At 48.5% G+C, this 24,179-nt stretch carries 25 protein-coding genes; 12 read left to right on the forward strand and 13 right to left on the reverse strand.

Annotation, left to right across the window (positions count from 1 at the left end):
- Positions 1 to 18 precede the first annotated feature (18 nt).
- The 4 genes from GUA87_RS16505 to GUA87_RS16520 all read left to right on the forward strand — a co-directional run bounded on the left by GUA87_RS16505 (position 19) and on the right by GUA87_RS16520 (position 4,055).
- Positions 19 to 1,170: an acyl-CoA dehydrogenase family protein gene (locus GUA87_RS16505; protein WP_193717728.1), complete on the forward strand. Its 1,152-nt coding sequence runs from the start codon at positions 19 to 21 to the stop codon at positions 1,168 to 1,170.
- A 32-nt stretch (positions 1,171 to 1,202) separates the two neighbouring features.
- Entirely contained in the window at positions 1,203 to 1,976 is a 774-nt protein-coding gene (locus GUA87_RS16510) for a class II aldolase/adducin family protein (protein ID WP_227712112.1), read from the forward strand.
- 73 nt (positions 1,977 to 2,049) lie between these two features.
- Positions 2,050 to 3,060: a cyclase family protein gene (locus tag GUA87_RS16515; RefSeq protein WP_193717857.1), complete on the forward strand. Its 1,011-nt coding sequence runs from the start codon at positions 2,050 to 2,052 to the stop codon at positions 3,058 to 3,060.
- Between the two features lie 107 nt (positions 3,061 to 3,167).
- On the forward strand, positions 3,168 to 4,055 hold the full coding sequence (locus GUA87_RS16520; RefSeq protein ID WP_193717729.1) for a NifU family protein: 888 nt from the start codon (positions 3,168 to 3,170) through the stop codon (positions 4,053 to 4,055).
- Here GUA87_RS16520 and GUA87_RS16525 read toward each other — a convergent pair.
- Positions 4,052 to 4,273: a hypothetical protein gene (locus GUA87_RS16525; protein WP_193717730.1), complete on the reverse strand. Its 222-nt coding sequence runs from the start codon at positions 4,271 to 4,273 to the stop codon at positions 4,052 to 4,054. The two genes, GUA87_RS16520 and GUA87_RS16525, sit on opposite strands and share 4 nt — an antisense overlap.
- Before the next feature lie 188 nt (positions 4,274 to 4,461).
- Between GUA87_RS16525 and GUA87_RS16530 the strand changes: the two genes are divergently transcribed.
- Positions 4,462 to 5,067, forward strand: coding sequence for a CDP-alcohol phosphatidyltransferase family protein (locus GUA87_RS16530; protein ID WP_193717731.1), 606 nt, complete (start codon positions 4,462 to 4,464; stop codon positions 5,065 to 5,067).
- Between the two features lie 3 nt (positions 5,068 to 5,070).
- Here GUA87_RS16530 and GUA87_RS16535 read toward each other — a convergent pair whose 3' ends face one another.
- From GUA87_RS16535 to GUA87_RS16545, 3 genes are read right to left on the reverse strand one after another with little or no spacing between them, the layout of a single operon-like run.
- Positions 5,071 to 5,556 carry a hypothetical protein gene (locus GUA87_RS16535; RefSeq protein WP_193717732.1) on the reverse strand — a complete coding sequence of 162 codons (486 nt, stop codon included), beginning with the start codon at positions 5,554 to 5,556 and terminating at the stop codon, positions 5,071 to 5,073.
- A 33-nt stretch (positions 5,557 to 5,589) separates the two neighbouring features.
- Positions 5,590 to 6,009, reverse strand: a complete 420-nt coding sequence (locus GUA87_RS16540) for an RNA-binding S4 domain-containing protein (RefSeq protein WP_193717733.1) — start codon at positions 6,007 to 6,009, stop codon at positions 5,590 to 5,592.
- A 3-nt stretch (positions 6,010 to 6,012) separates the two neighbouring features.
- A complete protein-coding gene (locus GUA87_RS16545) occupies positions 6,013 to 8,898 on the reverse strand; it encodes a helicase-related protein (RefSeq protein WP_193717734.1) in 2,886 nt (961 codons plus the stop codon).
- 281 nt (positions 8,899 to 9,179) lie between these two features.
- On the opposite strand from GUA87_RS16545, the gene scpA reads away from it, so the two are divergent.
- Together scpA and GUA87_RS16555 are read left to right on the forward strand one after the other, a co-directional pair.
- On the forward strand, positions 9,180 to 11,327 hold the full coding sequence (scpA, locus tag GUA87_RS16550) for a methylmalonyl-CoA mutase (RefSeq protein ID WP_193717735.1): 2,148 nt from the start codon (positions 9,180 to 9,182) through the stop codon (positions 11,325 to 11,327).
- Positions 11,328 to 11,388: 61 nt separating this feature from the next.
- Complete coding sequence (locus GUA87_RS16555; RefSeq protein ID WP_193717736.1) at positions 11,389 to 12,417, forward strand: histone deacetylase family protein; 1,029 nt, start codon at positions 11,389 to 11,391, stop codon at positions 12,415 to 12,417.
- 21 nt (positions 12,418 to 12,438) lie between these two features.
- Here the strand turns inward: GUA87_RS16555 and cdd are convergent, their stop codons facing one another.
- Positions 12,439 to 12,843, reverse strand: a complete 405-nt coding sequence (gene cdd, locus GUA87_RS16560; protein ID WP_193717737.1) for a cytidine deaminase — start codon at positions 12,841 to 12,843, stop codon at positions 12,439 to 12,441.
- 98 nt (positions 12,844 to 12,941) lie between these two features.
- Between cdd and meaB the strand changes: the two genes are divergently transcribed.
- From meaB to GUA87_RS16575, 3 genes are all read left to right on the forward strand, one after another.
- Positions 12,942 to 13,943: a methylmalonyl Co-A mutase-associated GTPase MeaB gene (gene meaB / locus GUA87_RS16565; protein WP_193717738.1), complete on the forward strand. Its 1,002-nt coding sequence runs from the start codon at positions 12,942 to 12,944 to the stop codon at positions 13,941 to 13,943.
- A 140-nt stretch (positions 13,944 to 14,083) separates the two neighbouring features.
- Positions 14,084 to 14,374, forward strand: coding sequence for a 50S ribosomal protein L28 (gene rpmB / locus GUA87_RS16570; protein WP_193717739.1), 291 nt, complete (start codon positions 14,084 to 14,086; stop codon positions 14,372 to 14,374).
- A gap of 124 nt (positions 14,375 to 14,498) precedes the next feature.
- Positions 14,499 to 15,263 carry a dienelactone hydrolase family protein gene (locus tag GUA87_RS16575; protein WP_193717740.1) on the forward strand — a complete coding sequence of 255 codons (765 nt, stop codon included), beginning with the start codon at positions 14,499 to 14,501 and terminating at the stop codon, positions 15,261 to 15,263.
- A gap of 6 nt (positions 15,264 to 15,269) precedes the next feature.
- Here GUA87_RS16575 and cobT read toward each other — a convergent pair whose 3' ends face one another.
- The 4 genes from cobT to GUA87_RS16595 all read right to left on the reverse strand — a co-directional run bounded on the left by cobT (position 15,270) and on the right by GUA87_RS16595 (position 19,212).
- Entirely contained in the window at positions 15,270 to 17,135 is a 1,866-nt protein-coding gene (gene cobT, locus GUA87_RS16580) for a cobaltochelatase subunit CobT (RefSeq protein WP_321575927.1), read from the reverse strand.
- A 6-nt stretch (positions 17,136 to 17,141) separates the two neighbouring features.
- Entirely contained in the window at positions 17,142 to 18,137 is a 996-nt protein-coding gene (cobS, locus tag GUA87_RS16585; protein WP_193717741.1) for a cobaltochelatase subunit CobS, read from the reverse strand.
- 34 nt (positions 18,138 to 18,171) lie between these two features.
- On the reverse strand, positions 18,172 to 18,768 hold the full coding sequence (locus tag GUA87_RS16590; protein ID WP_193717742.1) for a J domain-containing protein: 597 nt from the start codon (positions 18,766 to 18,768) through the stop codon (positions 18,172 to 18,174).
- 78 nt (positions 18,769 to 18,846) lie between these two features.
- Complete coding sequence (locus GUA87_RS16595) at positions 18,847 to 19,212, reverse strand: helix-turn-helix domain-containing protein (RefSeq protein ID WP_193717859.1); 366 nt, start codon at positions 19,210 to 19,212, stop codon at positions 18,847 to 18,849.
- Between the two features lie 304 nt (positions 19,213 to 19,516).
- Between GUA87_RS16595 and GUA87_RS16600 the strand changes: the two genes are divergently transcribed.
- Together GUA87_RS16600 and GUA87_RS16605 are read left to right on the forward strand one after the other, a co-directional pair.
- Positions 19,517 to 19,786 (forward strand): BolA family protein, encoded by a 270-nt coding sequence (locus GUA87_RS16600; RefSeq protein WP_193717743.1) that lies wholly within the window; start codon positions 19,517 to 19,519, stop codon positions 19,784 to 19,786.
- 109 nt (positions 19,787 to 19,895) lie between these two features.
- Complete coding sequence (locus tag GUA87_RS16605) at positions 19,896 to 20,171, forward strand: ribbon-helix-helix domain-containing protein (protein ID WP_193717744.1); 276 nt, start codon at positions 19,896 to 19,898, stop codon at positions 20,169 to 20,171.
- On the opposite strand, the gene GUA87_RS16610 is transcribed toward GUA87_RS16605, so the two are convergent.
- From GUA87_RS16610 to GUA87_RS16625, 4 genes are read right to left on the reverse strand one after another with little or no spacing between them, the layout of a single operon-like run.
- Complete coding sequence (locus GUA87_RS16610) at positions 20,133 to 21,011, reverse strand: AEC family transporter (RefSeq protein ID WP_193717745.1); 879 nt, start codon at positions 21,009 to 21,011, stop codon at positions 20,133 to 20,135. The two genes, GUA87_RS16605 and GUA87_RS16610, sit on opposite strands and share 39 nt — an antisense overlap.
- Positions 21,012 to 21,055: 44 nt before the next feature.
- Entirely contained in the window at positions 21,056 to 22,345 is a 1,290-nt protein-coding gene (locus GUA87_RS16615; RefSeq protein WP_193717746.1) for an HlyC/CorC family transporter, read from the reverse strand.
- 9 nt (positions 22,346 to 22,354) lie between these two features.
- Positions 22,355 to 23,500: a 3-dehydroquinate synthase gene (gene aroB / locus GUA87_RS16620; protein ID WP_193717747.1), complete on the reverse strand. Its 1,146-nt coding sequence runs from the start codon at positions 23,498 to 23,500 to the stop codon at positions 22,355 to 22,357.
- A complete protein-coding gene (locus GUA87_RS16625; RefSeq protein ID WP_193717748.1) occupies positions 23,490 to 24,068 on the reverse strand; it encodes a shikimate kinase in 579 nt (192 codons plus the stop codon). The genes aroB and GUA87_RS16625 overlap by 11 nt, the downstream gene beginning before the upstream one ends.
- Between the last annotated feature and the right edge of the window lie 111 nt (positions 24,069 to 24,179).

The following is a 24,179-nucleotide window of genomic DNA, read 5'->3' on the forward strand; positions in this document are numbered from 1 at the left end:
GAATAAAAGGATAGAGTTATGGAACTGGATCAGGATCTTTTCAATCAGATGAAAGAGACTGTCTCTCGATTTGTGCGGGAACGTCTTGTCCCGGCTGAGGACTTGGTAGAAGAAACAAACGAAGTCCCAGAAGAAATCGTTCAGGAAATGCGTGACATGGGCCTTTTTGGCCTTTCCATTCCGGCAGAATATGGCGGACTTGGCCTGAATATGCGTCAGGAATGTGAGATCATTCACGAACTATGTCAGGCGTCCTTGTCATTCCGTTCTGTCATCGGAACCACTGTTGGTATCGGTAGTCAGGGCCTTGTGATGACAGGAACGGATGAGCAGAAAAGAGGGTATCTGCCGCGCCTTGCCACTGGCGAAATCAGTTCTTCCTTCTGTTTGACAGAACCAGGCTCAGGTTCAGATGCTGCGTCTTTACGGACCACAGCTATTCGCGATGGCGATGATTATGTTCTGAACGGTACCAAACGATACATCACAAATGCGCTTCGCGCAGGCATGCTGACAGTTATGGCACGGACAAACCCAGACAAAAAAGGCGCGTCAGGTATTTCAGCCTTTTTGGTGGATCCAAAAACACCAGGGATTACCATTGCCAAAGCTGATGACAAGATGGGGCAGCGCGGTACCAAAACGAGCGATGTTATTTTTGAAGATGTACGTGTTCCGGCAAACGCGCTTCTTGGTGGGGAAGAAGGGCAAGGCTTTTATACAGCCATGCGTGTTCTTGACCGCGGGCGTTTGCACCTTAGTTCAGTATCAACAGGTATTTCAGAGCGGATTTTGCAAGAAGCCCTAACCTATGCCTCTGAACGTGAACAGTTTGGGCAGGCAATCGGCGGTTTCCAACTGGTTCAGGCAATGTTGGCAGATAGTCAGGCAGATCTTTATGCAGGTAAATCCATGACAATGGATGCGGCAGATTGCTTTGATGCAGGGGATGATATCTCCATGAAAGCGGCATGTTGTAAAATGTTCACAACGGAAGCTGCAGGGCGCATCGCTGATAAGGCTGTGCAAATCCACGGCGGTGCTGGATACATGTCTGAATATAAAGTGGAACGCTTCTACCGTGATGTACGCCTGCTTCGCCTTTATGAGGGGACAACACAAATTCAGCAGTTGGTTATTGCCAGAAAGATGCTGGAAACGGTAGCATAAGAAAAACAAACAATAACGAAAAGGAGAGAGATATGGGCGTTGATGTAATTGCTGATATGGTACCAAGTCTTAAAGGTAAGGTGTCGGAAGAGGAATGGAAGACGCGTGTTGATCTGGCTGCCTGTTATCAGCTTGTTGCGCATTTCGGTATGTCCGATTTGATTTTCACCCATATTTCGGCACGTATTCCCGGGACCCATGACCAGTTTCTGATCAATCCATATGGTTTGTTCTTTGATGAAATTACTGCCTCCAGCCTCGTGAAGGTGGATATCGATGGAAAGATCTTGGATGAAACGAACTTCAAGATCAACCCAGCCGGATATACTATTCACAGTGCTGTTCATGGTGCACGTCACGATGTTGATTGTGTCCTTCATACGCACACAACGGCTGGCATGGCGGTTTCTTCACAGAAGCAGGGACTTCTTCCGATGACGCAGCATGCGTTGATGTTCTATCAACGCCTTGCCTATCATGGATATGAAGGAATTGCCCTTAATCTGGACGAGCGGGAACGGCTTGTGCGTGATCTTGGCGATAGTATCGCCATGATCCTTCGTAATCATGGCCTGCTTACCGTAGGCGGCAGCGTTGCAGAAGCCTTCCGCCGAATTTTCTACCTAGAAAAAGCCTGTCAGTCTCAAATCGAAGCGCTGGCTGGTGGCGCGGAACTGATCTTACCGCCTAAAGAAGTGTGTGAAACCGCGAAAGAGCAGTTCATGAGCCTGTCTTCGACAGATACATTGGAGTGGCCTGGTCTACTTCGTATTCTGGACCGTAAAGGCAGCATGTACGCACATTAAGATTAAAAAAAACGGCGGGGTAACCCGCCGTTTTACTTTGCCTCAAACAAATAACAATAAAGGGGAGGGAATGATGTCGCGCTGGAAAAACAGACCAGAAGGATCAAACTGGGGAGATTTCGGGGAGGAAGACCAAAATGGCCGCCTTAATCTGATAACGCCGGAAAAAATCAGGAATGCCGCAAAAGAAATTCAAACTGGTGAACGCTTTTGTTTGTCCCTGCCTCTGGATCTGCCAGGGGGGAATCTTCTAAACCCCAACAGACATCCACCAAAGCTGCAGCCAACAATGCGCGGTGAGAAGGAAAACAGCAATTATCTGATTTCAGGAGATTTTCCGCAGTTCTATGACGTTATCAGTGATGATGCAGTCTTTTTGCACACACAATATTCAACCCAATGGGACGGGCTGTCTCATGTAGGGCAGGAATTTGACGCCGATGGGGACGGAATAGCCGAGGTTGTTTATTACAACGGCTACCGTGGAGATGAGCATGTCGGCAAATTCGGTCCCGATGGAACGATGTATGCAAAGGCGCTCGGTATCGAAAGTATGGCTGAAAAAGGTGTTCAGGGGCGAGGGGTGATGATCGATCTACATGGTGAGTTCGGTCGGGATCCAGTCTCAGTTGGCTATGATGATCTGATGCGGGTGATGGACAAAGATCAGGTAACAGTTGAAGAAGGCGACATGGTCTGCCTTCACACTGGTTTTGCGACGGTTGTCAGAGAGATGGCTGGAAAGCCAGATAAAGACAAGCTCCATAATTCATGTGCAACGCTCAATGGACGTGATGGGAAATTGCTCAACTGGATTACAGATAGCGGATTGTCGGTCCTCATTGCAGACAACTATGCGGTAGAGACCTATCCAGCTAAACCGGGAAGTGATTGTTGTGCAGCCCTTCCCATCCACGAGCATTGTCTCTTTAAGCTAGGCATCCACTTGGGTGAACTTTGGTATTTTGCGGATCTTAATGATTGGCTCAAAAACAATGGCCGGTCGCGTTTCTTCCTGACGGCGCCACCCCTTAGATTGCCCGGGGCTGTCGGATCTCCTGCAAATCCCGTAGCAACGGTATAGTGTTGTTTTTGGCTGTCAGACATCTTATGTGACACAATGCACTTGTTGTTTGACGGCCAATCCGTTATCCAACGTGTGGATGGAATGGATCAGCCGGAGAGAGTTATATGTTTATTCAAACCCTGCCTTTGAAGGATGAAGACAGGATGCAGTTCCTGCCCGGGCGTCAGGTGATGCCAAGTGGCTCTGTATTGTTTGAAACGGCTGAAGCCGCGAAGGAGAAATCCCCGCTTGCCGATCGTCTGTTTGGAATCCCGGGTGTTGCGGCGGTAGAACTAGGTGAAGATCAGGTAACGGTCACCAAGATCTCGTCTGAGGACAAAGGTCCCATGTGGATCCAGTTAAAACCGATGGTGCTCGCGGCGATCATGGATCATTACATGACGGGTATGCCGGTCATCAACGGTTCTGTAGAAGACATTGAGGTTGGCAATTATTCGGAAGAAGATCTGATAATCGTGAACTCTATCAAGAACCTTCTTGAAGAACGAATTCAGCCCCAACTCATCGAAGACGGCGGTGATGTAGCGTTCAAAACCTTTGATCCGGAGGACGGCACCGCTGTTCTTGAAATGGACAGTAGCGGTTTAAGTACGCCAGCCTTTGGTACCCAGATTAAAATTGAAAATACACTGAAGCATTTTGTGCCAGAAGTTACGCGCGTGCGGTTTGAGCGGATGCAGAAAGAGCTGGCACTTGATGAGAATGAACGCCCAGGCCTTCAAACGCCAGAGGCAGAGACCATTCGTGTGTTACTGGAAACACGCATTAATCCCGCAATTGCTGCACACGGCGGGTATATCAACCTGATCGATATTCAGGAAGATACAGCCTATGTGGAAATGGCAGGAGGTTGTCAGGGCTGTGGTATGGCTGATGCAACCTTGAAACAGGGCGTTGAGGTTGAGATCAAGCGCGCAGTACCTTCAATTGCGCAGGTACTTGACGTTACTGATCATGCAGGCGGAACAAATCCTTATTACACCGGGTATTAATTATTTTCAGGGTCGAGTGGTTCGATGGCTTTGATGACAAAGCCATGCTCTGAACGGTATTTACGTTTCATCATATCCCACGCTTCATCGATGGAGCGTGCTTTGAACTCAAAGTAATGGGTGTCGGCCCAATCATCTTTTAAATCTTTGTGTGGAACGCCATCTTTTAGTGCGTTCAGGACATCTTCGTTATATATGGCCGCTTCAAACCGTTTCATTTTTCAACCGAACTTCATACGTGGATTTCGGTAAAACATAAGTGAATAACGGTTAACAGTTCATTTATTGAGTTCACTTCTGCCACAAAAACCTCTTTTCAAATTTTTGCGAGCTTCCCCATAATTGGTTTACATTCGTGCTAGTCTATTTATTTAGAAGTAGCTTTTAGAATTAATGAGACGGTTTAATGATCGACGCGGCCATCAGACAATATATTGATCCCCCGCTAAATTCAGTGGGTGCCAAGATTGCTGCGGTCGGGGTTTCGGCAAATATGGTGACTGTCGTTGGCTTCCTTCTTGGTATGGCTGCTATCCCCTTCATAGTTTCTGAAAACTATTTGATCGCGCTTATTTTTATCCTGCTTAACCGCCTGTTTGATGGATTGGACGGTGCAGTAGCTCGGCAGACAATCCTGTCAGATTATGGCGGTTATCTGGATATTGTCTGTGACTTTATTTTTTATTCAGGGATTGTTTTTGCCTTCGCTTGGGCTAGCCCGGAAAATACTTTGGTTGCGGCGTTTCTGATATTTAGTTTCATGGGGACAGCGTCCACCTTTTTGGCGTATGCAGCCATGGCGGCAAAGCACAATATCAGCACAGATATTAGGGGGATTAAGTCGCTTTATTATTTGGGAGGGCTGGCGGAAGGAGCAGAAACAATTGCCGTCTTTGTTCTGTTCTGCATCCTTCCGGAATATTTCAGCATTATCGCTTTGGTGTTTGCCGTGATGTGTTGGATCACAACGGCGACACGCATTTATGCCGCCTATGTTACGTTTAAGGAATAGAGGCTACTTGGCGCGACTGGTCCAGCTTTCCAGATCTTTTTTCAGGATTTGAAGTGCCGATTTGTCCAAAGATTCCAACCAAAGCTTAAACCCTCTTTCAAGATCTTTCGCCTTAAGGTCCTCATCAAAAGCATTGAACAGCATGAGTTTGTACTCATCTTCTGTGTCGCATTCAAACTCATTGTCTTCTGGATCGAACTCTTTCAAGCGCTCTTGTGCCTCAGGGAGGCTAATGGCAGCAAGAAATGGAATTTCTTCTTCCAAATCGTATCCACCCCACTCAAGCCACCAGGATTCGCTTTCTTTTTCTCCTAGATCCCAGGCATAAGAGACTTCAGCTTCAATGTCGCGGGCTGTATCGCGGGCCCGTTGTTCAAGGTCAGTTGCATTTGTCGTAACGGAAAGCGTAACAGGGGCCACTTTAAAATAGCCTGTGGAGCCTTCGTCCCATGCTTTGATATATTTTGTCAGATCTTTAATAATGCTCATGATCCAGTTCCTGAATTTAAACTTGGATGGATATTAATTGTCAGGGTTTTGACGCAACTTATCAAGGGCACGCCGATCCGCTTTTGTCGGACGGCCACTTCCTTTCTCGCGTTCAAACCCCGGTTTTCCAGATTGATCGTTTGTTTCAGATCTCTGAGGTTTTGTTTCCTTTAGTGCCAGATCCTCATAAAGCATCTGGGCTTCGGGTGCGGGGCCGCGCCGGGTACCAAGCTCAAGAATTTTAATGACTCGAATATCTTTGGCTTGCGGGAAAGTGAGGACATCTCCCGGTTTTACACTGACGCTGGGCTTTGCGATCACTTGACTGTTCAGGCGAACTTTTCGGCCTTGAACCAGTTTAGCCGCTAAACTTCTACTTTTGAAGAAACGAGCAAACCACAACCATTTATCAACTCGAAGGGTGTCGCCTGATTGCGCTTGCTCGTTCGTCATCCGCTATTTGGTTTTCAGGCTTTGCAGAACCGCAAAAGGCGAATCTGGATCAATTTCCTTGCGTTCCTGTTTAGGTTTTCCACCTGCCTTGCGTGGGGCATTGGAATGACCCTTCGCATTTGGCTTACGATTTCCTGATTTGCCGCTGCCTTTTTTACCTTGATTAGGTTTGCCACCACGTTTCTTAAACGGAGCCCGGCGATACGTAATCTCTTCACCTTCACCTTTGGCTTCATAACCCAGATATTTGAGGATCAGAGTAAACTGTTCGCGAGTTGTCCCAACCAGTGACAGCATTTCATGTGTTGGTTTGAAAGGCTGATTGCGTGGTTTGTCTTTACCTTTTACCTGCGATGCGTTGTTCTCTTCAGATTTTTCTTCTGCTTTTGGCTCAGCAGTCTGCTCTTCTGTTGAACCCGTTTCAGTAACTTCTTCTACAGGAACTTCAGTTGCAGCTTCAGCTGCGACCGTCTCAGTTTCTGCTGTAACGGCTTCTTCCGCCGGCGTTTCCTCTGTCTGAGGAGCCTCGACGGTTTCTTCGGCCTTTACCTCGTCTTTTGTGGGCGCTGTTGGTTTTTCTGTTTCTTCCAACAATCCGCGGGAGGCTCGGCGAAGCATTCCAGCCAAGCGATCCAACATATCAAGACGAACGGCCAGGTTGTCAAACATCGCGTAACCTGCAGTCAGCCAGTATGAACGGGGAAGACGTTCCGTCACTTCAAATGACACACGGCCTGCAGGCGGTGCGGGCGGGATTTCACGGCGTTCTTCATTAATGGCCCAAAGTAAACAGCGAAGTGATGTTGGATCGGGTTTTAACTGAAGTGGCATGAACACATGCTCATAGCCAACGCGGACACCTACAAATTTCAACTGTCCAAAGTGCTTCTTGTCCAGCAGGCGAATTTGATCGTTGAGAACATAACGAGGCAACACGCCCATATTCTCACTTAACTGGAACGCGATTCCGCGAACGGCCGGATCCATTGTAGATTTGTTCTGATTTGACGAAATCTCGGACAGTTTCGAAAGTTGACCAAGTCGCGTCTTGATCTGTTCGGCAATCCAGTCATTCAACCGTTTTTGGACAGCTTCCTGAGGCGCACCATTTAACTGTTCACTGGCGAGGAGCAGAACTTTCGGGCGCAGAGGAGAATCACCTTTAGCAAGGCGCGCAACTTTCATGTCGCGCCAAATAATCTCGGCAGCTTCGTTCAAAGAAAAATCTTCGTCGGTAGATGCTGCAAGTTCGCCTGCGCGATTGGTGATCGCCTGAACTACCGCTTTGTTGCCAACATTACGTAATGTACGCGCTTCAGCACTATTCGCTGACATGTCCGCTGAGAAACGTAATCCATCCAATGTTCCGATGAAGTGACCTTCAACATGCACGTCACCGGCTTCGTTAATTTCTGCTTCCAATTGACTACTGTCTTTCAATTTACGCACCAACGCAGAGGTGCGACGATCTACAAACCTTTGTGTCAGACGCTCGTGTAGGGCGTCAGACAATGTATCTTCTATTCTACGCGCAACGTCTTGCCAATGCTTATAATCATCTACCCAGTCCTGAACATGGGAAATATATGTCCAAGTACGCGTATGGGCAATGCGTGTTGCTAAAGTATCAATATCTCCATCAGTCTTTTTAAGGCGTTTCAGATGAGAATTGATCCAGTCCGGCGATAGTTTGCCAGATGGATTTTGCAATCTTGTGAAAACATCCTTTAAAAGTCGCACATGCACATCATGCATGGTTTTTCTGAAATCCGGGATCTGACACACTTGCCAAAGCTGACGTACTTTATGGGGATTGCGTGAAATCTCCTGTATGTCGGAATCTTTGGCGAGAGTTTTTAACGTTCGATAATCATCCGGCTCTCGGGGAGAGATCATTCCCTTTCTCTTTGGAGGCATTTCAAGAGAACGGATTAGATCCCTCGTTGTTTGAAAATCCAGAGAACGATTGCGCCATCTGATATGCTTTAAGGGCTCAAATCTGTGGTCTTCGATCTGTTCAATGATATCTTCGTCAAGCGGCTGAACATTTGCAGTAACACCAAAACTGCCATCATTCATATGGCGTCCGGCACGTCCGGCGATCTGTGCCATTTCATTGACGTTAAGACTGCGCGACATGACGCCATCAAATTTGTAAGTGCTGGCAAAAGCCACATGGTCAATGTCCATGTTTAGCCCCATACCGATCGCATCTGTCGCAACCAGATAATCGACATCACCCGATTGATAAAGTTCCACTTGGGCATTCCGGGTTCTGGGGGACAGGCTGCCCATCACAACTGCCGCACCGCCGCGTTGACGTCTGACTAGTTCTGCAATGGCGTACACGTCATTCGTTGAGAAGGTCACAATGGCAGAGCGTGCGGGAAGGCGGGAGATTTTCTTAGGTCCTTTGTAAGTCAGACGTGAGAATCTCTCTCTCGTAACAAAAGAAGCGTCGGGAATAAGTTTCTGTATCCAACCGCGCACCGTATCGGATCCCATAAACATGGTTTCCTGTTTGCCACGTGCATATAGGATCCTATCTGTGAATGTGTGGCCGCGTTCTGGATCGCCCATCAGCTGAATTTCATCAACGGCAACAAACTGAAAGCCACGGTCCAGAGGCATGGCTTCAACAGTACACACAAAATAAGCGGCTTGTGGGGGAACAATTTTTTCTTCGCCAGTTACCAAGGCAACATTGGCGGCCCCTTTGACGCTGACGACGCGGTCATAGATTTCGCGGGCAAGCAATCTGAGCGGCAGACCAATGACCCCGTCACTGTGCCCCATCATCCGTTCAACCGCCAAATGGGTTTTACCGGTATTGGTTGGGCCCAGTACGGCGGTAACTTTGCTGCGATGTAAGGTGGGATCAAGCGGCATCAGAATTGCCTTGGTTTCTTTTAACGCGTTACAGGTGTTGGAACTTCTTCCATAGATAGCGATTTGCCAATCATGCGCAAGGCAATTCCAGAAGAACTGGGGTTTCGTTGGAAAATTTTGAGTTTTGCCAAACGATCGTTAGCTTTATAACGGGAAGTAGCGTATAGTGCGTCCGCTGATTTGCAACAAAATAACAAAAATCGTTGAAAATCGGAGGCCGAGAATTTGACATGCGGTAGTGGTGCAGTGCAATATCGCGCCAAAAAAGAGGATTTAGGGATATGAGCGAATTTCCAAAACCCACTCTTGAGGAATGGGAAGCGCAGGCTGAGAAAGAACTGAGAGGCCGCAAGGTTGAGGATTTGACCTGGGATACGCCGGAAGGAATCGCAGTTAAGCCGCTGTACACAGCTGATGATGTCAAGCATTTGCCATTAGAGGAAGAGCTTCCGGGATTTGCGCCGTTCAAACGTGGTGTTCGCTCTACCATGTATGCGAACCGTCCTTGGACAATCCGTCAATATGCGGGTTTTTCCACTGCGGAAGAATCAAACGCATTCTATCGTCGTAACCTTGCCGCAGGTCAGAAAGGTTTGTCTGTGGCCTTCGATCTTGCCACACACCGTGGTTACGACAGTGACCACCCGCGTGTTGTCGGTGATGTTGGTAAAGCTGGCGTGGCGATTGATTCTGTCGAGGACATGAAAATCCTGTTTGACGGTATTCCGCTCGACAAGATGTCTGTCTCCATGACCATGAACGGTGCTGTTCTGCCCGTTATGGCTAATTACATTGTCGCCGCTGAAGAACAGGGAGTGACCCCTGACCAGCTGGCAGGGACAATTCAGAACGACATCCTTAAAGAATTTATGGTGCGTAACACATATATATATCCACCAACCCCAAGCATGCGGATTATTGGCGACATCATTGGCTATACTTCCAAAAATATGCCGCGCTTTAATTCCATTTCCATTTCCGGCTATCACATGCAGGAAGCAGGTGCGACACAGGTTCAGGAGCTGGCCTTCACCATCGCGGATGGATTGGAATATGCCCGTGCTGCGATGGCGTCCGGCCTCAAAATTGATGAATTTGCGCCGCGTCTTAGCTTCTTCTTTGCGATTGGCATGAACTTCTTTATGGAAATTGCCAAGCTCCGCGCGGCGCGTGTTCTGTGGGCACGTGTCATGAAACAGTTTGAGCCGCAAAATCCGCAATCTTTGATGCTGCGTACCCACTGTCAGACATCCGGTGTGAGCCTGACAGAGCAGGATCCATATAACAATGTGATCCGTACAGCTTACGAAGCGATGGCGGCGGCCCTTGGCGGTACGCAAAGTCTTCATACGAATGCGCTGGATGAAGCGATTGCGCTTCCAACTGACTTCTCTGCCCGTATTGCCCGTAACACACAGATCATCCTGCAGGAAGAAACTGGTGTGCCGAATGTGGTCGACCCGCTTGGCGGCAGTTACTACGTGGAAAGCCTTACAAATTCACTCATCGAAGATGCGTGGAAGCTGATTGAAGAGGTTGAAGAACTGGGCGGCATGACTAAAGCCGTTGAAAGTGGAATGCCGAAACTTCAAATTGAAGAATCAGCGGCCCGCCGTCAGGCTCGTATTGACCGCGGTGAAGAAGTGATTGTCGGTGTGAACAAATACCAAATTCAAGAAGACGACAGTAATATCGAAATTTTGGACGTGGATAACACCGAAGTGCTTCGTCAACAGGTTGCCCGTCTTGAGAAGATCCGCGCGACACGTGATGAAGCAGCCTGTCAGGCAGCACTGGAAGCGTTGACAGAGGGGGCAAAGGGGAATGCTAACCTTCTGGAACTTTCCGTCAATGCAGCCCGCGCACGTGCAACCGTAGGGGAGATTTCAGACGCTATGGAAAAAGTATTCTCTCGCCACCGTGCGGAAATCCGCTCCATTAGCGGCGTTTACGGGGCCGCCTACGAAGGGGACGAAGGCTTCAATAAAATTCAGAAAGATATTGAAGAATTTGCCGAAGAAACCGGTCGCCGCCCACGTATGCTGGTGGTGAAGCTGGGACAGGATGGTCATGATCGCGGTGCGAAGGTTATTGCGACAGCGTTTGCTGATATTGGGTTCGACGTTGATGTTGGGCCATTATTCCAGACACCTGCAGAAGCGGCCAAGGATGCCATTGAAAGTGACGTTCACGTTATTGGTATCTCGTCCCAGGCGGCAGGTCACAAAACATTAGTACCGCAGATTATTGAGGAACTGAAAGCGCAGGACGCAGAAGATATTCTGGTTGTCTGCGGCGGTGTTATTCCGGCGCAAGACTATGACGCCCTCTATGAAGCTGGAGTTTCTGCCATTTATGGACCGGGTACAAATATTCCGGCCGCTGCGGCGGAAGTTCTTGAGCTTATTCGCAAGCAACAGTCTGCTTGACGCCCAACTAATTTCCTGCCTTTCATAAAAGAAAACAAACATTCTCAATGAGAGGCAGGAAATGAAGATTGTTTACAGCCCGGATCACGCAAAGCATCATCCGAAAACATATATCAAGGCGGGCTCCTTCCACGAACCGCAAGAAGTTCCGGGACGCGCTGAAGCCCTTTCAAAGGGGCTTAATGAAGCTGGGCATGAGTTTATCGATGCAAAGGACTATGGCCCTGCCCCCCGTGCCGCCATTCACACACCAGGCTACCTTCATTTCCTTGAAACTATTGCGGATCGCTGGCGTGCTGCTGGTATGGATAATGAAGAGGTTCTTCCCAATATTCATCCGGGCCGTCATATGCCGTCTTATCCAACAGGCATCATTGGTGAAGTCGGATATTATACGACCGACCTTTCTGCGCCGATTGGACCAGAAACATGGGAAGGGGCAGTGGCATCCAGTAATGTCGCACTGACGGCCACAGATATTGTTCTCGATGATATGTCTGATAATGCAGTGGCCTATGGTCTTTGCCGCCCTCCGGGGCATCACGCTTATCAGGATCAGGCTGGCGGTTTCTGTTTTCTGAATAACATTGCGATTGCGGCCCAGCACGCCCTGTCCAAAGTGAAGCGGGTTGCTATTCTGGATGTGGACGTTCATCACGGAAATGGCACGCAAGGCATCTTCTATAACCGAAAAGACGTGTTCACTGTGTCCTTGCATTGTGATCCTATCGATTATTATCCGTTCTTTGCGGGACACGCCCATGAGCGCGGTGAAGGGGATGGTGACGGATTTAACCTGAACGTTCCGATCCCGCCAAATACAGGGGATGACGTGTATCTGGAGTATCTGGAAACCGCGAAAACGGCTCTTCGCGCCTTTGCACCAGATGTGCTGTTTGTTGCCCTTGGTTTGGATGCTTTCGAAGGCGATCCGTTGGACGGCCTTAGCATTACAACAGAAGGCTTTGGCCGGATGGCCGCCAGCATTTCTGAATTGAATGTGCCAACGGTGCTTATTCAAGAAGGCGGATATAATCGCGATCATCTTGGCGCGAATATCGTAAGCTTTCTAAAAGGCTTTGAAGGCTAAGAACTTAATCCACCGGGCGGATTAAAGTGTAAATCCGTCCGGCAATAACTGACCCATAGTAGTTACGATATTGTCTTCATCTCCCCGGTAAATCACTTTTGTGTCGGGGGTGGAAAATTCGGCCATGACCTGGCGACACGCCCCGCAAGGAGAGCAGTGAATAGTTGCTCCCTCTGCGTTGAAGTTGGTGACAAACACCTCTTCAATTCTCATGGATTTGCCTTCCGCGGCGATGGCCGCCCCCACAGCGTTCCTTTCAGCGCAAACGGTTAGACCGGACGAGACATTTTCCACGTTGCAGCCTGAATAAACATTCCCGGACGTTGTTCTAATCGCAGCCCCGACAGAAAAAGTGCTGTAAGGAGAATAGGCGTTTTTCGCAACGTGTTCGGCCAGTTTTTCAAGGTCTGTCATTTCAGCACTCATTGTTTATCCCTTTATAGAACTCTCACTGAGATAGCATCTTTTTCAAAAAATGGCATTCTTCTTGACGGATGCCTGTGAATTTTCCATACCGGATAATCATGACTGAAACACAGAATAAAAACCCTGCAAATATTCAGCAGATGGCGGAAAAAATCCGCAAAGGGGATCGCCGGGCTTTGGCGCGGGCGATCACTCAGGCAGAATCAATCCGTAAAGATCATCAGGAAAGCGCTCAGGCACTTTTAAATGACCTTTTACCTGATACAGGTAAATCGGTGCGTATCGGGATTTCTGGGACACCGGGGGTGGGTAAGTCAACCTTCATTGAAGCCTTTGGAAAGTTCCTGACAGGGCTTGGGAAAAAAGTGGCGGTTTTGACCATTGACCCGTCTTCAAAGCGGACCGGTGGATCCATCCTTGGCGATAAGACCCGGATGGAAGAGCTGTCACGGGATCCCAATGCTTTCATTCGCCCATCCCCGTCAGGGGGATCGCTAGGCGGTGTGGCAAGGCGGACAAGGGAGGTTATGCTCCTATGCGAGGCCGCAGGCTTTGATGTGATCCTGATCGAAACGGTTGGTGTCGGGCAGTCTGAGACGACCGTCGCGGATATGGTGGACCTCTTTATGCTTTTGCTTGCCCCAGCTGGTGGTGATGAGTTGCAAGGCATCAAGCGCGGCGTGATGGAACTTGCCGATATTATCGTCATCAACAAAGCAGATGGGGACCTTATTCCTGTCGCGCGGCGGGCAGCCTCCGAGTACCGGGGGGCGGTCGGCCTGATGCGCCCAAAAAGCAAAAACTGGATGCCAAAAGTGATGATGACATCCGCGCTGAAAAAATTGGGTATTGATGAACTGTGGCAAACGATCGAAGAGTATAGAGAGGCGCGAGGTGCTGATGATGAACTTGAAACTCAGCGATCAGAACAAGCAGCTGCCTGGATGTGGTCAGAAATCGACGAAAGTTTGATGAATCACTTAAGGGAACATCCGACAGTTTCTGCTCTACTTCCGGAAAAAGAAGCCGCAGTAAAGGCGGGCAAAGTAAGTGCAGCGGCAGCAGCACGTGAACTGTTAGCTGTTTTTCTGGGGAAATAGCAGAGAAATTGGCGGCTTTTACGGGAATTGTGACAATAACGCGTAAAGGGGGTTGACGAATAGTCTCCCATTCCTTAAAAGCCTTCTTCACAACACCGGCTGAGAGGCCGGTATTTCTATTTATTCTAATGAGGTGCGCTATGGCCCGTCGTTGTGAATTGACAGGTAAAGGTGTTCAGGCCGGCAACAATGTCAGCCATGCCCACAACAAAACTCGTCGTCGTTTTCTGCCAAACGTGCAGGACGTTCGTCTGATGTCTGAAACTCTTGGTCGTTCTTTCGCTCTGAAAGTATCCGCTGCCGCTCTTCGCTCTGTTGAGCATAATGGCGGTCTGGATAACTTCCTGATGAAAGCTAAAGACGAGAAACTTTCTCTTCAGGCACGTCGTGTGAAACGCGACATCAAAAAAGCTCAGACTGCTGCTGCATAAGCGCTATCCCTGAGATATAGAATTAAAAAACGAGTGCGCCGATGGCCGCTCGTTTTTTTTATGCTTGTTTTTCCCTCAAACACACCCATCTGAGAATCGGGGCGTGCATTAGGGAGAGCTCATAATGAAAGCACGTAGGGATATTCTGAAGGGGGCAAGCCTTCTTCCGTTAAGCGCAATTCTTGCCAATCCGGCACTTGCCAAAATGGTGGCTGATGGTGTCGAAATGAAAAGCCTCAATCTTGAAAGCGGACGAACAGTGAAAGCAGGTGTCGCCTTGCCAGCGGTATCCAATGCTCCCTCTGTTATCCTCATACATGAATGGTGGGGGCTGAATGATCAAATCTTATCCGTAGCCGCAGATTTTGCAAGGCAAGGTTATCTGGCCGTTGCAGTGGACCTTTATGGTGGGAATGTTGCCACGACTCCCGATGAGGCGCGTGCGAATATGAAAGCCGTGAAAGCCAGTGAAGCCGAGGAGACGCTGAAAGGCTGGATGGAATGGGCGAAAAACGAAAGGGATTCCTCGGGTAAAGTGGGAACGGTTGGGTGGTGTTTTGGCGGTGGCTGGTCTCTGAATGCGTCAATCGCGGCGCCAGTGGACGCAACAGTTATCTATTATGGTAACGTTACGCGTCCTGCATCCGATCTTAAAAAACTGAAAGGCCCGGTTCAGGGGCATTTTGCAACCAAAGACAAATGGATCAATAAAGAGATGGTCGCAGGCTTTGAGGCGGCCATGAAAGAGGCGGGGCGCCCAGATCCAGAGACTTACTGGTACGAAGCAGACCATGCTTTCGCGAACCCCTCTGGCGGGCGATTTGATGCCGAAGATGCCCAACTTGCGTGGACACGCACAATGGACTTCCTCGGCAAAAATCTGGCGTAATTTAGCTTACCAGCGACTGGCTGACTTCTTGGACTTTCTATGTTCATCAAACAAGTCGGCCAGCTGCTCCATCATGACACCACCGAGCTGTTCGGCATCAATGATCGTCACCGCCTGTTCATAGTAACGGGTCACATCATGCCCGATACCAATGGCAATCAGCTCCACAGGGGATCGTGTTTCAATCCAGCTGATGACATCCCTGAGGTGACGGTCCAGATAGTTACCTGGGTTGACTGACAGTGTGCTGTCATCCACCGGAGCACCATCAGAAATGACCATCAAGATGCGCCGTTGTTCTGGACGGCCCAGAAGGCGATTGTGAGCCCAAAGTAGACCTTCACCATCGATGTTTTCTTTCAGCAGCCCTTCTTTAAGCATCAAGCCTAGAGATTGCTTGGCCCGGCGATAAGGATGGTCGGCCGGCTTGTAGACAATGTGCCGGAGATCATTCAAGCGGCCCGGGTTCGGGTTTTTACCTTCTGCCAGCCATTTTTCGCGAGATTGGCCACCTTTCCAGGCGCGGGTCGTAAAGCCGAGGATCTCAACTTTAACTGAGCACCGTTCCAGAGTTCTGGCAAGAATATCGGCGCAAATAGCTGCGATAGAAATCGGGCGGCCACGCATGGAGCCAGAGTTGTCGATGAGAAGTGTTACTACGGTGTCACGAAACTCTGTGTCCTGCTCTTGTTTAAAGGAAAGCGGCAGCATTGGGTCCACAACAACACGTGACAAACGTGCGGCGTCCAACATGCCTTCTTCCAGATCAAAGGACCAGGAGCGGTTTTGCTGCGCCTGTAGTTTCCTTTGCAGACGGTTAGCAAGACGGCTGACCAGACTGTGCATGGTTGAAAGTTGTTGATCCAGTTGTTGGCGCAAACGGGAAAGCTCTTCAGGTTCGCTCAGCTCGTCCGCCTGAACGATTTCGTCAAACTCAGTTGTGAAGGCCTTGTATGGAGGCTCTTCCATTGAGTTTCTGAAATCCTCTGGATACGAGGCTTTACGATCCTTACCTGCTTCTTCTCCGTCAGTCTGCGCTTCTTGCTCTAGTGTGTCGCCAGCTTCTGTATCGGTGCTGTCATCGCCAGAGCCCTCTTGCGCACTGGCTTCTTCGGCAGCACTTGCATCTTGTGCTTCATCATCGCCTTCAGCGCCGCTGCTTTCCGCTTCGCTATCCTGTTCACCTTCGTCACTTTCCCCCTGATCATCTTCGGAGCTATCTATGCCGTCAGCTTCGTCATATAGATCCAGATCACGGAGCAGTTGTTTGGCTGCGGCAGCAAAGGCTTCCTGATCGTCCGCGGTGTCAATCAACGCTTGAAAATCTTCATCTCCTTTACGTTCGATTTCACTGCGCCAAAGGTCAACCATATTGGCCGCACTTGACGGGACAGGCGTGCCGGTCAGCTTTTCACGAACGAGAAGACCCAGAACTTCTGAAAGGGGCGCTTCAGATTTATCATAGATCCGATCATACCCGAATTCTTTGCATTTGGTGTCCAGTTGGCGGTAGAGGTTTTCGGAAACTCCCTGCATCCGGTTGGAGCCAAGTGCCTCGACGCGCGCCTGTTCAATGGCATCGAACATGGTGCGGGCATCTGATCCGCTTGGTGTCAGCTGAGAATGCAAGGCATCGTCGTGATATCTCTTGCGAAGGGCAAGGCTGTCAGACTCGCCGCGGATCCTGTTGATGTCGCCTTCGGGCAGATCCCGGGAAGGATTTGAGATGCGGGCACGATGCTGGAACAGGCCCGGAAGGTCTGTTCCAAACAACACTTCCAACTCCTTATCACGGGAGATGGCTCGCATCGTGGATGTGGTTGCCCGTTTAAATGCCTCTGCTGGCGTTTCTTTGTTCTTGGATAAGGACACCGGACACTAGCTCACAATGTTAGCGACAGATTCCGGCAATTCCTCACCAAAGGCACGCTGATAATATTCTGCGACAATTGGGCGTTCAATCTCGTCGCATTTATTAAGGAACGTGACGCGGAACGCAAAAGCAACATCACCAAAAATCTCTGCATTTTCAGCCCATGTGATAACTGAACGCGGGCTCATCACAGTCGAAATGTCACCAGCAATAAAGCCGGAACGCGTCAGTTCCGCACAGCCAATCATGGCCTGAATTGTCTTACGGCCTTCGGCGGTATCATAGTTTGGCAGTTTGGAAAGAACGATATCTGTCTCGGCTTCTTCCGGCAGATAGTTCAATGTCGTCACAATGTTCCAACGGTCCATCTGACCCTGGTTTAGCTGCTGTGTGCCATGGTAAAGGCCTGTTGTGTCGCCAAGACCAATAGTGTTCGTTGTAGCAAACAAACGAAAAGCCGGATGAGGGCGGATCACTCGGTTCTGATCGAGAAGCGTCAATTTACCTTCTACTTCAAGAACTCGCTGGATTACGAACATCACATCTGGACGACCTGCATCATATTCGTCAAATACAATCGCGGTTGGGGATTGAAGAGCCCAAGGCAGGATGCCTTCCTGAAATTCTGTAACCTGTTTTCCATCGCGAAGTACAATGGCGTCTTTACCAACCAGATCAATACGGGAGACGTGGCTGTCCAGGTTGATACGAATGCAGGGCCAGTTAAGCCGCGCGGCTACTTGTTCAATATGTGTAGACTTACCCGTACCGTGATAACCCTGCACCATCACACGACGGTTGAACGCAAAACCTGCCAGAATGGCCATGGTTGTGTCATGATCAAACACATAAGTTGGATCAAGGTCTGGCACCAATTCTGTTTTCTGGCTGAAAGCCGGGACTTCAAGATCTGAATCCAGCTTAAATACGTCCCGAACAGAAACCTTGATGTCGGGCAGATTGATTTCCGGATTGTCTCCGGCGAGTTCTAAAGGGGTCATTACGTTTCCGTCTACTTATTCAATGTCTTTTGGTTCAGAATTGTCCGCTTGAAAGAAGGTGAGTATAGGCTTGGTTGATGTTCTTTAGAATTTCTTCAGCCTGTTTATCACCCCCGTTAATGTCTGGATGGTATTTTCTGGCAAGTTCCTTGCGGCGTTTTTTTATGTCATTCAGACTGCATCCGGGACTTAGGTTTAAAGTTGCTAAAGCAGCACGTTGCTCTGGATCCAGTTCCGGGTCAACAACCTTGTTGGAGCCAGACCGTTTTGCTTTGGCATAATCCCCAAATTCGCCATCCTTCTGAAACTCAAATGGATCGTCATATCTGGGAGAATGTTTGGGGCGAGATGTTCGGCTGCCCAGCTTCCATGTAGGGCGATGGCCAGTGATATCTTCGTCCTTGTAGCGAAGTACTTCATCGTCGCTCATACCGTCGAAAAAATTCCAGCCTTTGTTAAACTCACGAATATGAGGGAGGCAGAACCATTGGTAATCGTCAGGGGAGCCACGATCGAGCATACGCGTTTTTGGCGCACGATGATCACCGGGCTCCTGGCAATCTGGGTGATCGCAGGTGCGAGCAGATGTTTTTGCCTGTTCAAAACGGTATTTGTTCGCTGAATTACTCATGGCCCCATATTACGGCCTTTTGGGGCTTGGAAGCAAGCAAAGCACAGGCGCAAAGACGCAAAAAAGTGTGAGCAGGCCCTATTGCTGGTTTGTATTTACTTCTGACAGAGCCCGGGCAAGATGACTTAGGGCATCCTGAAACTTTTCATTTTCAATTGACGAAAAGTTTCGCGCCATCTCCAAACACATTCTTTGGCGCGAAGAGGTGTGCGCATTTGTGGAGGCGTCAAGCCCATCATAGAAGTAATTAATAGGCACGTTGAGAGCTGTCGCAATGCTGTAAAGTCGACCTGCTGAAATCCGATTAATGCCCTTTTCATATTTATGGGCTTGCTGATAGGTGACACCAATCATCGCTGCCATTTGTTGCTGGGTGTAGCCCATCATAATGCGCCGCTCACGAATGCGGGCACCTACATGTTGATCAATACGCCGGACGTCCATTTGATGTTCATTGGTGTCATTATTCGAATTGGCCACCAGCTCTTTTGTGTCTAGTTTTGTCGGGGCTGACATTATTTCTCTCCGGCAGTGAAAAGTAATTCAATTAAAAAGAGTTTGCGAAATTAAAACTAACTATTTTTAAGAGCGAAAGCATACATACAAAACGTCTAATATAAATAGAGTTGTTTACCATAATATTCAACAGATAAAATAAATAATAGAAAATAATTAAAAATATACTCGTTAAGTTTGGGAGGATAATTGTTCTGAAGCGTGGTAGTTTATGTGCTGAAAGGAATGTCAAATGTCAGTACGCGATACCATTGAATCCAAACTAAGGGACACATTTTCTCCTGAGTTTTTAGAGGTTTTGGATGAATCAGCATTACATGCAGGTCATGCAGGTGCTCCGGAGGGCGGGGAGAGCCATTTCAGAGTCAAAATGATCGCCCGTACATTTGATGGTGAAGGCCGTGTTGCAAGGCAGCGGGCAGTCTATCGTGTTCTTCAAGATGAAATGAAAAACCAGATCCACGCATTGGCTTTGGAATTGAAAACGCCTGACGAAATTTGATTTCACTAAATTATTTCGAGTTACGTTAAGTAAAAACTCAACCTATGAGAGTATTTTTACTTATAATTACTTGGAGTATTCAGGCGTGCCTCAACAAGAACACTCTTTAATGAACGGGAATGTAAGTATTTTTGATCCCGTAACTGGTGAAAAACGTAGAACTAGTATCCGTATGGAGAAACTGGAATGGGATACCATGCGTAAGATCTGTGCGATCAATAAGATGACCATTCATCAGTTCTGTACTTTTGCTGCGCAAGATCCGCGCCGGAAAGAGAGATCTCGGACCTCAAGGATCAGATGTGCCATCTTGAAATATTGCATCGACAATGGCGCAACACTCAAATCAAACGAGAAGGTAAGTCAGCAATATTGGCAGTGTTAGAAATGATAACAGCGTTGAAATAAGCACTGTGCCGGCGATTTCACCTGTTGCCCGATTATAACGCAGGGCAAACAGGTAGTTGAACACTGCGACCGGCATAGTGCATTCGATAATCAACACCCCTTTTGCAGTACCTTCCAACCCAAATATGGTGGCAAGTCCCAGTCCAACACCGAACCCAAGCAGTAATCTAATGACGGAAAGCACGGTTGCCCTACCCAAGTGCTGAACGGATAGGTTTGCCAAGCTGACGCCAAGCGCCATCAGCATCATTGGAATAGTAATTCCGCCAAGTAGACTAGTAGTGTCATTAATCCATTCCGGCGTGACTGTTCCAGTAAGCTTGATGGTCATGGCCACCAAAACGGCGTAAAGCAAAGGCGTTTTCGCAAGTTGGGAGAGGGAGCTGCTGCCCGAGGCGATGTAAACGCCTAAAGTAAACTGCAAGATCGCGTATACCGTGAAAAAAGCGAGCGCAAAAGCAAGCCCTTCTTCACCAAACGCAAACAGGCAAAGGGGAACTCCCATGTTCCCCGTATTTGGAAAGGCCAATGCTGGTAAATAGTCCCTCACATTCATGCGGAGGGCTTTTAAGATTGAGATGCCAATAACCAAGAAAGCAATGAGGGAATAGAGCGCCAATAACCCAAATTCCAGAAAGCTGCTCAGTTCCATTTTCAGGTTGATCAGCGTCGAAAAAATGAGGGTAGGGGCGCCGATATTGGTGACCAGCCCTGTCACAGTTTCCATGTGAAAAGAGCGTCCGCTTTTTGCCCAATAGAAGCCGATACCTGCGCAGATCAGTACAGGCGCGATTACGTTAAACAGAATTTCAATCATATTTTATTGTTCAGGCTTCAGCAGGTTTTAAGCAATATCACGAATTAAGAGTCCAGATGGGTTACCTTCAATTCGGTTATCTGATTACGCTCTTTTTGGGTGACTTCAAAGCGAAAACCAAAGAATGTAAAGACTTGTCCTATTTCCGGAATGACTTTTGCCTCGTTAATCACCAAACCTGCAATAGTGGCTGCTTCTTCATCTGGCAGCGACCAACCGCATTTTCGGTTAAGGTCACGAATTGTTACCGTTCCTTCGGTTACGATTGTTTCATCGTCAATGATGGTAACACCGGAAACTTCCTCGTCATGTTCGTCAGAGATGTCACCAACGATTTCTTCCAGAATATCTTCAAGTGTCACCAGACCCATAAGGGCACCATATTCATCCACAACAAGGGCGAAGTGAGCATGACGTTCCAAAAAGGCATTGAGCTGGTTTCGAAGGGTTGTCGTTTCGGGCACAAAATAGGGTTCGGAGGCAACATCCTCGATGGACAGTCCGGTGTAATCGCCCTTCAAAGGTAACAAAGAGCGTAAAACATCCTTCGCATGGATAATGCCGATAATGTTTTCCGGATCATCCCGCCACAAGGGGAGGCGTGTATAAGGGCTGGACAATACCTGATCCAGAATTTCGGCAACCGGTTTGCTGCTATCTACGGTTTCCACGTTTTTCCGGTGGATCATAATCTCGGACAGATCGACCTCATCCATATCCAGGATCGTCCCCAACATATGGCGTTCATGCATGATGATGCCCGCATCTTCTGAATGTAGATCAATGGCTCCACGCAGTTCATCTTGTGCAGCATCTGACAGGGCATCGGGGTCCACTGTCGATATTGTTACACCAAACAAACGGAGTGTCATGTTAACGATCATATTTACCCCCATAACAAATGGGGACAAAAGGAAGGTCACAGGCCGCATAATCGGGGCCACAAATCTTGCAACACGAATGGGTCGACGCAAGGCATAGGTTTTTGGCAGGACTTCGGCGAAAATCAGAACCAGCGCCGTCATTGCGAGTGTTGCGTAAGCCACACCTATCTCGCCAAACCAGGAAATCATCAGGCTGGTTGCCAATGCAGATGCCAGAATATTGACCAGATTATTCCCAAGAAGAATTGCACTGATCAGTTCTGTGTGCCTGGCCCGTAAACGGTTGACAATTTTCGCTTTTTTATCTCCTGCCTGCTCCATTTGATGCAAGCGGGCGCGGGAGGCACCTGTAAGTGCCGTTTCAGAGCCGGAAAAGAAACCGGATAATGCCAAAAGAAGGATAATGGCCCCGATCGAAACCAGAAGTTCCGTATCTATATTCAGTTCCATCGCTTTGAGTTATGCCTCCGCCTCAATTTTGCAAACAAATTTCTCTAGAGTTTCAAGTACAGAGCTGGTGTCTGCTTCTTGTGTAATAAAGGCATTGCCTATGGATTTCATTAGAATGAATGTGAGCTTGCCCTGATCTACCTTTTTATCCTGATACATGTGTTTCAGCAAATTCTCACTGTTCCAGATTATATTTTGAATTGAAGGAAGGTTTTTTAAAAGTCCAGTTGCATCATAATGTTGTTCAACGCGCTGGATGTCTTGCTGTTTCAGATGCCCAAGGGTTGCTGATAGATCCATCGCCATCAACATGCCAATAGCGACCCCCTCCCCGTGAACCAGTGAACCGCCATAACCTGTTTCTGCTTCTAGTGCATGGCCGAAGGTATGCCCAAGGTTGAGAAGGGCGCGAACACCGCCTTCGCGTTCGTCCTTTTGGACGATGTCGGCTTTTGCTTGAACGCTTCTTTTAACGGCCTCAATGCGGGCGGCTGTTTCCCCATGAATAACGGCAGCGCCGTTTTTTTCTAGCCATTCAAAAAATGCAAAATCACCGAGCAGGCCGTATTTCACAACTTCCGCATATCCAGCAAGCAGTTCCCGCTTGGACAGAGTGTTCAACATATCCACGTCAGCGAGAACCAGTTTGGGCTGATAAAACGCGCCGATCAGATTTTTGCCATATGGGCTGTTGATGCCGGTTTTGCCGCCAACGGAGCTGTCTACCTGAGACAGAAGTGTTGTGGGGATCTGAATAAAATCAATACCCCGCCGCAATGTTGACGCAGCAAATCCTGTAAGGTCTCCAATCACGCCGCCGCCAAGGGCAATTAACGCCTCATCCCGGCCGACCTGCTTCTCCAGCAATGTGTCCATTAATTCCCCATATTGGGACATGGATTTAGTAGCCTCCCCGGCGGGAAGGGTAATGCTGCTATGTTCGACACCGGTTGCATTTAGACTGTCTTCAAGAGTTTTAAGGTGCAATGGTCCCACGACATCATCGGTAATGATCGCAACACGTTTGCGTCTCAAAACCGGTGTAATAAACTCTCCTGCACGTGACAACAGATTTCCGCCAATACGGATGTCGTAAGCGCGACACCCAAGTGGGACTCGAACGATCTGGTCTTCATCTGTAGTATTAGCTGGCATTTCCCGTACCCGGTTTATATTCCCGCAATGCAGAAATGATACTGTTCACAACTATTTCGTGAGGGCCTTCGCCGCTTTCAACAACAATATCTGCCTCAGAATAAATTGGATATCTTTGGTCCATTAAATTGGACAGTATTTCTCGCGGATCACCAGTGCGAAGTAGTGGGCGTGTGTTGCGTTTCATGCAGCGGTTCACAAGTGTATCCAAATCAGCTTTTAGCCAGACACTAACGGCTTTGCTTTTAATGAGTGCGCGCGTTTTGTCATTCATATAGGCACCGCCACCGGTTGCAAGAACATGACGGCTCCCGTCCAGAAGCCTGGAAATAACCTTTCTTTCACCATCGCGAAATTTCTCTTCACCGTGGCGTTCAAAAAATTCGCTGACAGTAAGATTGGATGCAGTTTCTATTTCAGCATCCGCATCTTTGAAAGGAAGGTTCAAGGCACTTGCCAACCTACGCCCCACGGAACTTTTTCCCGCTCCCATTAATCCCACAAGTACGATGGTTTTTTGGTCGTTATTTGATCCCGCGTTAGAAGGGCGGGCACCATTTTTATTCATTTAGTAGTTACCACAATTCACAATAATTACCCGGATCAGCATTTTTAGCAGTTGGGCAGTTGATGTATTTCCTAAAGGCGTGTTACTTCTGTAAGCCAAATTTATGCCATA

It is taken from the genome of Sneathiella sp. P13V-1, from assembly GCF_015143595.1.
Classification (GTDB): Bacteria; Pseudomonadota; Alphaproteobacteria; order Sneathiellales; family Sneathiellaceae; genus Sneathiella.